The organism is Pseudomonas sp. S3E17 (assembly GCF_024168685.1).
GTDB classification, from domain to species: Bacteria; Pseudomonadota; Gammaproteobacteria; order Pseudomonadales; family Pseudomonadaceae; genus Aquipseudomonas; species Aquipseudomonas marginalis.
The window spans coordinates 3,829,928-3,842,360 of record NZ_JALJWE010000001.1; the positions used below are offsets into that span (position 1 = coordinate 3,829,928).

Genomic DNA, 12,433 nt, shown 5'->3' on the forward strand with positions numbered 1-12,433 from the left:
CTCGAGATGAGCCCCACTTGTCCGCGACATGATGTCCTTTCATATGCCATCTAAAACCCATTGGGTTAGAATGCCCTCCTTTTCTGCCCCCGATCCTTGAGGACCGCCATGTTCAGCCGTGATTTGACTATTGCCAAGTACGACGCCGATCTCTTCGCCGCCATGGAGCAAGAAGCCGTGCGCCAGGAAGAGCACATTGAGCTGATCGCTTCGGAAAACTACACCAGCCCTGCGGTGATGGAGGCTCAAGGTTCGGTTCTGACCAACAAGTACGCCGAAGGCTACCCAGGCAAGCGCTACTACGGTGGCTGCGAGTACGTCGACGTGGTTGAGCAACTGGCCATCGACCGTGCAAAAGAACTGTTCGGCGCCGATTACGCCAACGTCCAGCCGCACGCCGGCTCCCAAGCCAACAGCGCCGTGTACCTGGCCCTGCTGCAAGGCGGCGACACCATCCTGGGCATGAGCCTGGCCCATGGCGGTCACCTGACCCACGGCGCCAGCGTTTCCTCCTCCGGCAAGCTGTACAACGCCGTTCAGTACGGTATCGATGCCAACGGCCTGATCGACTACGACGAAGTCGAGCGCCTGGCGGTCGAGCACAAGCCAAAAATGATCGTGGCCGGTTTCTCTGCCTACTCGCAGATCCTCGACTTCCCACGCTTCCGCGCCATCGCCGACAAGGTGGGCGCCTACCTGTTCGTCGACATGGCTCACGTAGCCGGTCTGGTCGCCGCTGGCGTCTACCCGAACCCGGTACCTTTCGCTGACGTGGTGACCACCACCACCCACAAGACCCTGCGCGGTCCACGTGGCGGCCTGATCCTGGCGCGCGCCAACGCCGAGATCGAGAAAAAGCTGAACTCCGCCGTATTCCCGGGCGCCCAGGGCGGCCCACTGGAGCACGTGATCGCTGCCAAGGCGATCTGCTTCAAGGAAGCCCTGCAGCCTGAGTTCAAGACCTACCAGCAACAAGTGGTGAAAAACGCCCAGGCCATGGCCAGCGTGTTCATCGAGCGCGGTTTTGACGTGGTGTCCGGCGGTACTGAAAACCACCTGTTCCTGCTGTCGCTGATCAAGCAGGACATTTCCGGTAAAGATGCTGACGCCGCCCTGGGCAAAGCCTTCATCACCGTGAACAAAAACTCCGTGCCGAACGACCCACGTTCGCCGTTCGTCACCTCCGGCCTGCGCTTCGGCACCCCGGCTGTGACCACTCGTGGCTTCAAGGAAGCAGAGTGCAAGGAACTGGCCGGCTGGATCTGCGACATCCTGGCGGACCTGAACAACGAAGCCGTGATCGACGCGGTGCGTGAGAAGGTCAAGGCCATCTGCAAGAAGCTGCCGGTATACGGCGCGTAATACAAAGAAGCCCACTGTAGGAGCGAGCTTGCTCGCGAAAAACGTCAACGATAACGCGTGCATCTTGGGTGCACGCGTTGCCTGTGAGTTCTTCGCGAGCAAGCTCGCTCCTACAGGTGGGCTTTTTTATGCCTGATAGACCCGCTCAAAGCCTTCTCGGATCTTGTCCTCCGGCAATTCATCGGCAATAAACACGATCACACTCTCCCGCGCCTCACCCTCGGCCCATTCGGTATCCCAGTCGAAACCATAGAGCTTGAGCACGCCCTGGAACACCATGCGACGGTCTTCGCCGGCAATATTGAGTACGCCCTTGTAGCGCAGCAGCTGCTTGCCATGGTCTTCCAGCAGTTCGTTCATAAACTCACTGAGCCGGTCGATATCCAGCGGCTGGTCGGTGCGCAGCACCAGGCTGGAAATACGGTCGATGGACGGCGCCTTGCTCACCGGGCGCAGGCTCATGCCGGCGTTGAGATTGAAGCCGCGCACATCGAGCAGTTCGGCCAGATCAATCTTGCCGTGCTCAACCACGCGAATCGGCGCGCGGCGGTTGATGCGTGTGAGGCGATCACTGAGTACTTCGAAGGTAGCGTCATCCACCAGGTCTCGCTTGCTCACCAGCAGCCGGTCGGCAAAACCGATCTGCGCCTGGGCGATGGTCTGGGTTAAGTGGTGCTCGGCATGGGCGGCGTCCACCAGGGTGATGATGCCGTCGAGGATGTAGCGCTCGCGCAGTTCTTCATCGATGAAAAAGGTCTGGGCCACCGGCGCCGGGTCGGCCAGGCCGGTGCACTCGATCACCAGGCGGTCAAAGGCGATCTCACCGCTGTCCAGGCGCTCGAGCAGCAGATACAGGGCCTTGGTCAGGTCGGTGTGGATGGTGCAGCACACGCAGCCGTTGGACAGGGTCATGACTTGCACCGGTTCTTCGCCCAGCAATTGGGTGTCGATACCGGCGTCGCTGAATTCGTTTTCGATCACGGCAATTTTCAGCCCGTGCTCTGCCTTGAGCAGATGGCGCAGCAAAGTGGTCTTGCCCGCGCCGAGAAAGCCGCTGAGAACGGTGACTGGAATGGGAGAGGACAAAAGAAATTCTCCTTAAAGGAACACAGAAACAAATGTGGGAGGGGGCTTGCACCCCGATAGCAGTGTGTCAGGCACTTATCTGTCACTGACACACCGCTATCGGGGGCAAGCCCCCTCCCACAGGGCGTTGCGTTAAATCAACAGCACTTGGGCCCACCCTTGCCGCCGTAACGGGCCTCCTGACGTTCCCGGAAGAACGCCTTGTAGTCCATCATCGGCTTGTCCGGGTGCTTGGTTTGCATATGCTCGACGTACGTGTCGTAGTCGGGCATGCCGACCATCAGGCGCGCGGCCTGACCGAGGTATTTACCGAGGCGACTGATGTCATTGAACATGCTTGCAATCCTCGATTATGCGTCCGGTACTGCCTGGAACGGGGCTTCTTTATCCGTACGCTCTTTGTTGCCCCAGGCGGCGACGCCGACCTTGAGCGCATAGAACAGGATGCTGAACACCACGAACAGGAACAGCACAGTCAGCGTTGCGTTGGTGTAGGCATTCCAGATCACGTGCTGCATCTGGTCCACGCTCTTGGCCGGGGCCAGGATCTGGCCGTTTGCCAGGGCATCACTGTACTTCTTCGCCAGCGACAGGAAGCCGATCGCCGGGTTGGCGTCGAACAGCTTGATGAAGCCCGCGGTGGTGGTGCAGATCAGCAGCCAGACCGCCGGCAGCATGGTCACCCAGATGTAGCGCTGGCGCTTCATTTTGATCAGCACAACGGTGGCGAGCATCAGCGCGATACCGGCCAGCATCTGGTTGGAGATACCGAACAGCGGCCACAAGGTGTTGATGCCGCCCAGCGGGTCGATCACGCCCTGGTACAGCAGGTAACCCCACATGGCGACGCAACCGGCGGTCGCGATCAGGTTGGCGGTCCAGGACTCGGTGCGCTTGAGCGCCGGTACGAAGGAGCCGAGCAAGTCCTGAAGCATGAAGCGACCGGCACGGGTGCCCGCATCGACGGCAGTCAGGATAAACAGCGCTTCGAACAGGATCGCAAAGTGGTACCAGAACGCCATGGTGTTTTCACCCGGCAGCACACTGTGCAGGATCTGCGCGATACCCACCGCCAACGTCGGCGCACCACCGGCACGCGCGAGGATGGTGGTTTCACCGATGTCATGGGCCACTGCCGACAGCGCCTCGGGGGTAATTGCAAAACCCCAGCTGCTGACGGTTTGTGCCACGGTCACCACATCGGTGCCCACGATCGCCGCCGGGCTGTTCATGGCGAAGTACACGCCTGGCTCTATCACCGAAGCGGCAACCATCGCCATGATCGCCACGAAGGACTCCATCAGCATGCCGCCGTAACCGATGTAACGGGCGTGGCTTTCACTGGCCAGCAGCTTGGGCGTGGTGCCCGAGGAAATCAGCGCGTGGAAGCCCGAGACCGCGCCACAGGCAATGGTGATGAACAGGAACGGGAACAGGCCGCCCTTCCATACCGGGCCGGTACCATCGATGAACTGGGTCAGCGCCGGCATTTTCAGGTCGGGCATGGTCACCAGGATGCCGATCGCCAGGGCGATGATCGTGCCGATTTTCAAGAAGGTAGAGAGGTAGTCACGTGGCGCGAGGATCAGCCACACCGGCAGTACCGCCGCCACGAAACCGTAGCCGATCAGCATCCAGGTGATCTGGATCCCGGTGAAGGTGAAGGCCTTGGCCCAGACCGGATCAGCGGCAATCTGCCCGCCCAGCCAGATCGAACCGAGCAGCAACAGCACGCCGATGATGGAGATTTCACCGATACGGCCCGGGCGGATGTAGCGCATGTAGATACCCATGAACATCGCAATCGGGATGGTCGCCATCACCGTGAAGATGCCCCATGGGCTCTCGGCCAGGGCCTTGACCACGATCAGCGCCAGCACCGCGAGGATGATTATCATGATCAGGAAGCAGCCGAACAGCGCGATGGTCCCCGGGATACGCCCCATCTCTTCGCGAACCATGTCGCCCAGGGAACGGCCATTACGACGGGTGGACAGGAACAGGACCATGAAGTCCTGCACCGCACCGGCCAGCACCACGCCGGCAATCAGCCAGAGCGTGCCGGGCAGGTAGCCCATTTGCGCCGCCAGTACCGGGCCGACCAGGGGGCCTGCACCGGCAATCGCCGCAAAGTGGTGACCGAAAAGGATGTGTTTGTTGGTCGGCACATAGTCCAGACCGTCATTGTTGAGCACTGCGGGGGTGGCCCGCCGTGGATCGAGTTGCATCACATTATTAGCGATGAACAGGCTGTAGTAGCGATAAGCGACCAGATAGATGGCCACGGCAGCGACCACGATCCACAAGGCGTTGATCGCCTCGCCTCGGCGCAAGGCCACTACGCCCAGGGCGCACGCTCCTACGATTGCCAGCACCAGCCAGGGTAGGTGGCGTAGCAGGCTATTATTATTTTTCATTTTTATATTCCAGCCAGGGTGGACAGAAAGGACAGCCATCCGGAGTTTAGCGCTACTGGCCTTAAAGGCCACCCCCCTACGTTGGTCTAGAGCCTTGCAGAGGCAAAAAAAGCAGAAAAAACCACCCGATAATGGCGCAGGGCTACAATCCTTTTATCCACAGAGGGTTTCACCATGACCGAGCAAGCGTCTGATCGCCGTCGTTTTCGCCGGATCGCCTTTGATGCCAAGACCGAACTTCGGCAAAACGGCCAGGAGTGGCCCGTGCAATTGGTGGATTTGTCGCTGAAGGGCTTGCTGGTGCAAAAGCCCGCCCCCTGGAAGGGGAATAAAGCCCTGCCGTTCGACGTCGACATACGCCTGGACCCCAAGGCTCATATAAAGATGCGAGTGCATCTGACCCACGAAGCGGATGGCCAGCTGGGATTTGTGTGCACAGACATCGATCTGGACTCGATCAGCCACTTACGGCGGCTGATCGAGTTGAACCTGGGCGACCAGGAAGAGCTGGAGCGGGAGTTGGGCGCGTTGCTGGAGGTGTAAGGGCTCAGGGAAACGCCGTACGTGCGGGAAATTCGCTTTCCATGTCCCAGTAGCCCTTCTTCTGACTTGAGGCGCCGTGCCACTGCCCGTCGACAAACCGATAAGTCTGATAACGGGTGGCAAAGTCATCCTCACCGTCGCCGTCCATGAAGGACGACACCTGCAGCAGTTCATCCGCGCCGCCACTGGTTGGCGTCACGATCTTCCACGCCGCCTTGCCCGTATGCGCCAGGGTCAACGCCTGGACTTTGCCGTCGGCGCCCTGGTAACCCAGCGGTTTGAGTTGCTGCTTGCCAGGCAGCAACAGCTGCGTGGCAGGCCCGCTGTAGCTGCCCATGGGGGCGGTCTGGTCAATAGTCAAAAAATACACAGGTTCGGGCAGCCCTTTGAGCGGGGCTTTCTTGACCTGGGCCAAGGGGTAGCCGAGGTCTTCGTGGGCGATCACCTCACCCGTGGCCGAGACCAATCGCACCTGGGCGTCCAGCAGCGGGTTGTCGACCAGATCACCGGGCTCGTCGAACGAGTCTTCATCCAGCCCACTGCCCCAACTGTCCTTGTGCAGCTGGACGCTGATGCGTTGGTCTTCGAGCACCTGCAACACACTGCCGTCCTGTGTCACCAGCGTTTGCGCCAGGCGATAGCCCGTTGGCAGCTCAGCCCAGGCCATGGCGGGCAAGCCGGCCAAGGTGATAAACAGGGCGACGACGCCCCAGCGGTTTGATCGTTGCATGGCGTCCATCCCTGAGTTATTCGAAAAGTGCATCCAACGCCTGTTCCAGGCGCGTGACCCCAATCACCTGTAATCCTGGCGGCATTTCCTTCGGCGCATTGCCCTTAGGCACAATCGCGCGCTTGAAGCCGTGCTTGGCCGCTTCCTTCAAGCGTTCCTGACCACTCGGCACCGGACGCACTTCGCCGGACAGGCCCACCTCACCGAATACCAGCAGGTCGTGGGGCAATGGCCGGTTACGCAGGCTGGACATCACCGCCGCCATCAGCGCCAGGTCGGACGCGGTTTCCAGCACCTTGACCCCGCCGACCACGTTGAGGAACACGTCCTGGTCATGGGTCGGGATGCCACCGTGACGGTGCAGCACCGCCAACAGCATCGCCAGGCGGTTTTGATCCAGGCCCAGCGTGACGCGACGTGGGTTGGCCAGATGGCTGTCATCCACCAGCGCCTGGACTTCCACCAGCATCGGCCGGGTGCCTTCCCACGTCGCCATGACCACGCTGCCTGGGACTTCTTCCTGGGCACGGGTCAGGAAAATCGCCGATGGGTTGGAGACTTCCTTCAGCCCCCGGTCGGTCATGGCGAACACACCCAGTTCGTTCACCGCGCCGAAGCGGTTCTTCACCGCCCGCAGCAAGCGCAAGCGGCCATCGGACTCGCCTTCGAAATACAGCACGGTATCGACCATATGCTCCAGCACCCGTGGCCCGGCCAGCGCGCCTTCTTTGGTCACATGGCCGACCAGGAAGATCGCCGTGCCGCTCTGCTTGGCGTAGCGCACCAGCAACGCGGCACTTTCGCGCACCTGGGACACGCCGCCCGGCGCCGATTGCAGCTGCTCGGTGAAAATCGTCTGGATCGAGTCGATCACCATGACCTTGGGTTTTTCGATCCGGGCCGTGGCGATGATGCTTTCGATGCAGGTTTCGGTCATGACCCGCAGTTGGTCCTGGGGCAAGCCGAGGCGGCGGGCACGCATGGCCACCTGTTGCTGGGATTCTTCGCCGGTGACGTACAGCGCCGGCATGCGGCTGGCGATGCTGCACAGGGTTTGCAGCAGGATCGTCGACTTGCCGATGCCGGGGTCGCCGCCGATCAACACCACCGAACCATCCACCAGGCCGCCACCCAGGACCCGATCCAGCTCACCGGAGGCCGTCGAGAAACGCGGGATCTCTTCAACGCTGACTTCCGCCAGGGTCTTGATCTGCGCCTGCTGCCCGGTCCAGCCGGCGCGGCCGGTGGGGGCCGAGGCGCCGCCACTTTCGATCATGGTCTCGGTCAGGGTATTCCACGCACCACACTCGGTGCATTGGCCGGCCCACTTGGGAAAGGTCGCGCCGCACTCCGTGCAGCCGTACATGCGCTTGGCCTTTGCCATTTGAGAACCTCCAACCGAAAAACCGCGATGATAGCTCAGCGCGACGCCGGGGTCCGGATTTCACCGCTGGCCAATCGTGAAGCACTGTTGCCGACCGGGTCTTCGGCGTTGAGATCGGCGCCCTTGGCCTTGAGTTCGTCGAGCAACTCGAGGCGCTTGAACAGGCCGGCGTACATGGCGGCCGTCTGACCGGCGCCGTTACGTTGGTCGGGGTTGCAGTCGGTGGCCAGCAGGCGCTGGGCAATGGTCAACTCACCCTTGAAGATCGCCCCCATCAACGCGGTGTTACCACGTTTGTCCTGCACACAGGCGTCGGCACCGGCGGCGAGCAAACGCTCCACATAAGGGCTTTCGCCGTGGTAGGCGGCGAGGATCAGCGCGGTATAGCCCTTGTCGTCCTGGGTGTTGAGGGGGAAGCCGGCGTCGATGAAGGTGTTGAGCATGTCGAGGTCGCCACGGCGGGCGGCGTCGAAGTAATAGTCCTGGAGCTGCGCCTTGAGCGCGACCGGGTCGGGCGACTCGGCATGGGCGACAAAGGCCAGCATGGTCATCAGTAAACCGATAGAAATACGCATGGGTTCTCTCCTGCCAGAGGTCGACGCCCGGGAGGGCGTCGACCGAAACCAACGTCAGTCATTGAGTTTTTCGGCCAGCGCCTTCACGCGTGCCAGATCACCCTTGGCGACCTTGGCCACGCCAGTGCCGTATTCCGGATCGGCCTTATAGAGGAACGACAGGATGATGTGCTTGCTCTCGTCATCGGTAGTGGCCAATGAGCCGCCGAAATTGTCGATCAAGTCCTGACGTTCTTTCGGGCTGTAGGAGCGATACAGATCGCCGGCCTGCTTGAAGTTCTGCTCACGCTGGATCTTCGCCTGCTGGGTGCTGCCCGACAGCGCCGTCTGGCTGTAGCGCGCGGTTTGCGGCTCTTCACGGTTTTCCAGGCGGCTTGGCTGGTAGTTCACGCCACTGGTGGTCTTGCCGAAGTTCAGCGCGCCGTCCTGGTTACCGTTGTTGACGGTGACCCGTGGGGCGTTGATCGGCAGCTGCAGGGCATTGGCGCCCAGGCGATACATCTGCGTGTCGGCATACGAGAACACCCGGCCTTGCAGCAGGCGGTCTTCCGACGGCTCGATGCCCGGTACCAGGTTGGCCGGGGCCATGGCCACTTGTTCGGTTTCCTGGAAGACATTTGCCGGGTTGCGGTTCAGCACCATCTGCCCGACTTTGCGCTCGGGTACATTCGGCCAGATCTTGGTAGCATCAAGCGGGTCGAAATCAAACTTGGCCAAGTCTTCCGGCTTGAGTACCTGCACATACAGGTCCCACTTGGGGAAGTCGCCCTTGTTGATATGGGTGACCAGGTCATTGGTCATATGGCTGTAGTCACGCCCCTGCACTTCGGTAACTTGCTTGGGATCGAGGTTCTTGATGCCTTGCAGGCTCTTCCAGTGGAACTTGACGTAGTGCACTTCACCCTTGGCGTTGATCAACTTGTAGGCATGTACGCCATTGCCGTCCATTTCCCGATAACTGGCCGGAGTACCGGAGTCGGAATACAACTCGGTAAGTGTGCGAGTGGCCTCGGGAACATGGGAGAAGAAGTCGAAGCGACGGGAGTCATCATCCAGGTTAGTGCGCGGGTCCGGCTTGAAGGCGTGGACCATGTCGGGGAACTTGATAGCATCGCGGATAAAGAACGTCGGGAAGTTATTACCCACCAAGTCCCAGTTGCCATCGGCGGTATAGAACTTGGTGGCGAAGCCGCGCGGGTCACGCAGGGTTTCCGGGGAATGATTGCCGTGCACCACGGCCGAGAAACGCACGAACACCGGGGTCGTTTCGCCAGCAGCGAAGACCTTGGCCTTGGTCAGGTCACTGAGGTTATCGGTGACGGTGAAGGTGCCATGGGCGCCGGTGCCGCGGGCATGCACCACGCGCTCGGGGATGCGCTCACGGTCGAAGCGCTGCAGTTTCTGGATCAGTTGCACGTCCTGCAGCAGCACCGGGCCGGTGGCGCCGGCGGTTTGCGAGTTCTGGTTGTCGCCGACGGCAGCACCGTTATCGCGGGTCAGGTTAGCGGCTTGTACGGAGAGGGAAAGCAGGCTGGCGGTCGCCAGTACCAGCACATGACGCGCCAATACCGGGCCGCGATTCATTGGATTCTTCATCAAGGTTTCCTCTGGTTTTTTAATGCACATTCAGTTGTGCTTGCCAGAGGCTAGTGACCCGCGAGTCAGAAGATAAATAGAAAAACACCACCAGGGCGATTAAGAAAATAATGTGGTAAGCCGCTGAAATAGCGGGTATTTCGCGCGCGATTGGTGGCACTTTGCAAACTATTTGCGATTTAATGTGTCGATAAAAACTGACAGTGTTAGCAGCTGTATCAGGCAAGCCGGTTACGACTGACTTACACTGAGCGGCACCCTTCTCATCTGTAACAAGGAATAACCTATGGGCGTGATCAGTGAGTTCAAGGCCTTCGCGGTCAAAGGTAATGTGGTCGACATGGCCGTCGGTATCATCATCGGCGCCGCCTTCGGCAAAATTGTTTCCTCGTTTGTAGGCGATGTGGTGATGCCGCCCATTGGTCTGTTGATCGGTGGCGTGGACTTTGGTGACCTGGCGATTACGCTCAAGGCGGCACAGGGCGATGTGCCTGCCGTGGTGCTGGCGTACGGCAAGTTCATCCAGAGCGTGATCGACTTTGTGATCGTCGCGTTCGCGATCTTCATGGGCGTCAAGGCCATCAACCGCCTCAAGCGCGAAGAAGCCGTGGCGCCTAGCCTGCCACCGACACCGAGCAAGGAAGAAGTGCTGCTGGGTGAAATTCGCGACCTGCTCAAGGCACAGAACGACAAGCCGCTTTAACCCGTACCGGCTTGGAAAAAAGGCGCCTCCTTGAGGCGCCTTTTCATTACCAGTAGTTTTCCACTGCCACCTGCCCTGGTCGGCGGCTAAGGCTCAGTTGCATGTCGCGCTGCTTGAGCAACTGGCGAGTGTCATCCACCATCTGCGGGTTGCCGCAAATCAGCACGCGGGAGTGTTCCGGGGTCAGCTCGACGCCGGCAGCACGCTCCAATTCTCCGTTTTCGATCGAGGTGGTAATACGCCCGCTCAATGCACCCGGATAATCCTCTCGGGTCACGATGGGGATGTAGGTCAGCTTGTGCGCATATTCTGCCAGGTACTCCCGCTCGCCCAACCCCTCGATCAGCGACTGGTACGCCAGCTCCCGGGCTTCCCGCGCGCTGTACACCAGGATGATGCGCTCGAATTTCTCCCAGACTTCGAAGTCCTGCAGGATCGACAAAAACGGTGCCACCCCGGTGCCGGTGCCTAACATCCACAAATCACGGCCATCGACGAAACGGTTCAGGGTCAGGAACCCGGTAGCCTGGCGCTCCACCATCAAGGTATCGCCCACCCGCAATCGGCTGAGCTCACTGGTGAATTCACCGCCTGGGACAACAATCGAGAAGAAGTCCAAGTATTCATCAAACGGCGAGGACACCACGGAATACGCACGCCACACCGTGCTGCCATCCGCCTTGGTAACGCCCAGGCGCACGAACTGACCGGCGGTAAACCGGAACCCGGGGTCACGGGTGGTTCGCAGGGTAAACAGGCTGGGGGTCAGGGATTGCACATCGAGCAAGGTCTGGCGGGTAAATTTCTCAGCACTGGCCGTCATGGGGGACTCCGTTCTACAGGTGCCCTAGTGTCCCTCAAACTCAAGCCCGGAAACACCTCTGGTTGGTAGTGGCATTATATAGGCACAAAATAATGGCAACCTAATATCAACTCTGATCAATTTGCTATTAGCTCCTTTATCCGCGCTACAAGCACGCTCTAAGTTGATCCGCTACAGCTGCTTCAACTGACTAAAAAATCGAAAAAAACCACTAAGCCCCTTACCTAAGCCCGCCGCGACCTTAGAGAAAATTTCTTAAACGCTGCCCTGCAAGAGCGAAAATTTTGTCTCGCGATGTAGCTCATGTCCTACACTAATTTCCGTGCAGTGGGAGTTCAGGACGTATCCCATGTCATGCAGAAACCCATGGAGAGTTACCAATGGTCAACTGGCGCAATACCCGACTTCCTAAACTGGAAGGCGAGAGCGAGGTTACGACTCTTTTCGAGATGGCTGTCAACCACACCTACGCGCTCGGCTTCCAATACTGTTCTTTCACGATGAGCTCTCAACTACCTAACAACCAAACGAAACCTGTTCGCCTCAACAACTATCCAGATGAATGGAACAAACTGTATAACCAGGCCCACTTCTTTGACGCTGACCCCGTGGTGGAACATTGCAAACGTTGTGTACTGCCCCTTGTCTGGGAAGAAAAAATCTTTAAAGACTCACCCAACCTGTGGTCTTTAGCTCAATCCTTTGGTGTGCATTTGGGATGGACCCAAGCCGTGCATGATTTCCAGGGTGTGTTCAGCATGCTGACCCTGGGTCGCAGTGCGGGTGAAGTGACCCCGCAGGAGCTTTATGAAAAAGCCGGCCAGGTCCTGTGGCTGTGCCATGCGATGCATGCGGTAGTCGCGAAGACTTACGCACACAAGCCCAGCATTAACCCTGCAAACAAATTGACCCCGCGCGAAACCGAAATCCTCAAGTGGTCAGCCATGGGCAAGACCGCTGCGGACATTGCCGCCATCCTGTGCCTGTCCGAGCGTACGGTGGGCTTTCATATCTGCAGTTGCTTCAAAAAGCTGGGAGTCAACAACAAGATCGCCGCCGTGCTCTGCGCCTCGAAAGCGGGGTTGTTTTAATCAGCGTTGAAACACCGCATGTAATCCCTTAGGAAAAAAAGTAACATTTACGCCCCATTCTGAGTGCTGGGCTGTTCCCACGGGGTGCCGCCCGCTGTTCACTCAGACGGTTCCGCAGCCGAC

General features: G+C 59.5%; 12 protein-coding genes. 4 read left to right on the forward strand and 8 right to left on the reverse strand.

The genetic code is table 11. The annotated features are described in order from the left end of the window. Window positions 1-108: 108 nt before the first annotated feature. Window positions 109-1,362: a serine hydroxymethyltransferase gene (glyA, locus tag J3D60_RS17080; RefSeq protein WP_253492122.1), complete on the forward strand. Its 1,254-nt coding sequence runs from the start codon at window positions 109-111 to the stop codon at window positions 1,360-1,362. A gap of 126 nt (window positions 1,363-1,488) precedes the next feature. On the opposite strand, the gene yjiA is transcribed toward glyA, so the two are convergent. From yjiA to J3D60_RS17095, 3 genes are all read right to left on the reverse strand, one after another. Next, window positions 1,489-2,448, reverse strand: coding sequence for a GTPase (gene yjiA / locus J3D60_RS17085; protein ID WP_253492123.1), 960 nt, complete (start codon window positions 2,446-2,448; stop codon window positions 1,489-1,491). A 137-nt stretch (window positions 2,449-2,585) separates the two neighbouring features. Beyond that, on the reverse strand, window positions 2,586-2,783 hold the full coding sequence (locus tag J3D60_RS17090; RefSeq protein ID WP_003176208.1) for a YbdD/YjiX family protein: 198 nt from the start codon (window positions 2,781-2,783) through the stop codon (window positions 2,586-2,588). Between the two features lie 15 nt (window positions 2,784-2,798). Next, a complete protein-coding gene (locus J3D60_RS17095) occupies window positions 2,799-4,865 on the reverse strand; it encodes a carbon starvation CstA family protein (RefSeq protein WP_065938308.1) in 2,067 nt (688 codons plus the stop codon). A 174-nt stretch (window positions 4,866-5,039) separates the two neighbouring features. On the opposite strand from J3D60_RS17095, the gene J3D60_RS17100 reads away from it, so the two are divergent. Continuing rightward, on the forward strand, window positions 5,040-5,408 hold the full coding sequence (locus J3D60_RS17100) for a PilZ domain-containing protein (RefSeq protein WP_253492124.1): 369 nt from the start codon (window positions 5,040-5,042) through the stop codon (window positions 5,406-5,408). Between the two features lie 4 nt (window positions 5,409-5,412). Here the strand turns inward: J3D60_RS17100 and J3D60_RS17105 are convergent, their stop codons facing one another. From J3D60_RS17105 to katB, 4 genes are read right to left on the reverse strand one after another with little or no spacing between them, the layout of a single operon-like run. Beyond that, on the reverse strand, window positions 5,413-6,138 hold the full coding sequence (locus J3D60_RS17105) for a hypothetical protein (protein WP_065938391.1): 726 nt from the start codon (window positions 6,136-6,138) through the stop codon (window positions 5,413-5,415). Between the two features lie 16 nt (window positions 6,139-6,154). Continuing rightward, the gene (gene radA / locus J3D60_RS17110) at window positions 6,155-7,522 is read right to left on the reverse strand and encodes a DNA repair protein RadA (RefSeq protein ID WP_024077502.1); all 1,368 of its coding nucleotides are present in this window, start codon (window positions 7,520-7,522) and stop codon (window positions 6,155-6,157) included. A gap of 35 nt (window positions 7,523-7,557) precedes the next feature. Continuing rightward, on the reverse strand, window positions 7,558-8,097 hold the full coding sequence (locus tag J3D60_RS17115) for an ankyrin repeat domain-containing protein (protein ID WP_253492125.1): 540 nt from the start codon (window positions 8,095-8,097) through the stop codon (window positions 7,558-7,560). Window positions 8,098-8,151: 54 nt separating this feature from the next. After that, window positions 8,152-9,693 carry a catalase KatB gene (gene katB / locus J3D60_RS17120; RefSeq protein WP_253492126.1) on the reverse strand — a complete coding sequence of 514 codons (1,542 nt, stop codon included), beginning with the start codon at window positions 9,691-9,693 and terminating at the stop codon, window positions 8,152-8,154. A 286-nt stretch (window positions 9,694-9,979) separates the two neighbouring features. Between katB and mscL the strand changes: the two genes are divergently transcribed. Continuing rightward, window positions 9,980-10,396, forward strand: a complete 417-nt coding sequence (gene mscL, locus J3D60_RS17125) for a large-conductance mechanosensitive channel protein MscL (RefSeq protein ID WP_053137928.1) — start codon at window positions 9,980-9,982, stop codon at window positions 10,394-10,396. Window positions 10,397-10,442: 46 nt separating this feature from the next. Here mscL and J3D60_RS17130 read toward each other — a convergent pair whose 3' ends face one another. Then, window positions 10,443-11,219 (reverse strand): ferredoxin--NADP reductase, encoded by a 777-nt coding sequence (locus tag J3D60_RS17130; protein WP_065938312.1) that lies wholly within the window; start codon window positions 11,217-11,219, stop codon window positions 10,443-10,445. A 380-nt stretch (window positions 11,220-11,599) separates the two neighbouring features. Here J3D60_RS17130 and J3D60_RS17135 point away from each other — a divergent pair, with 380 nt between their 5' ends. Beyond that, window positions 11,600-12,310: a LuxR family transcriptional regulator gene (locus J3D60_RS17135; protein ID WP_253492127.1), complete on the forward strand. Its 711-nt coding sequence runs from the start codon at window positions 11,600-11,602 to the stop codon at window positions 12,308-12,310. Window positions 12,311-12,433: the final 123 nt, after the last annotated feature.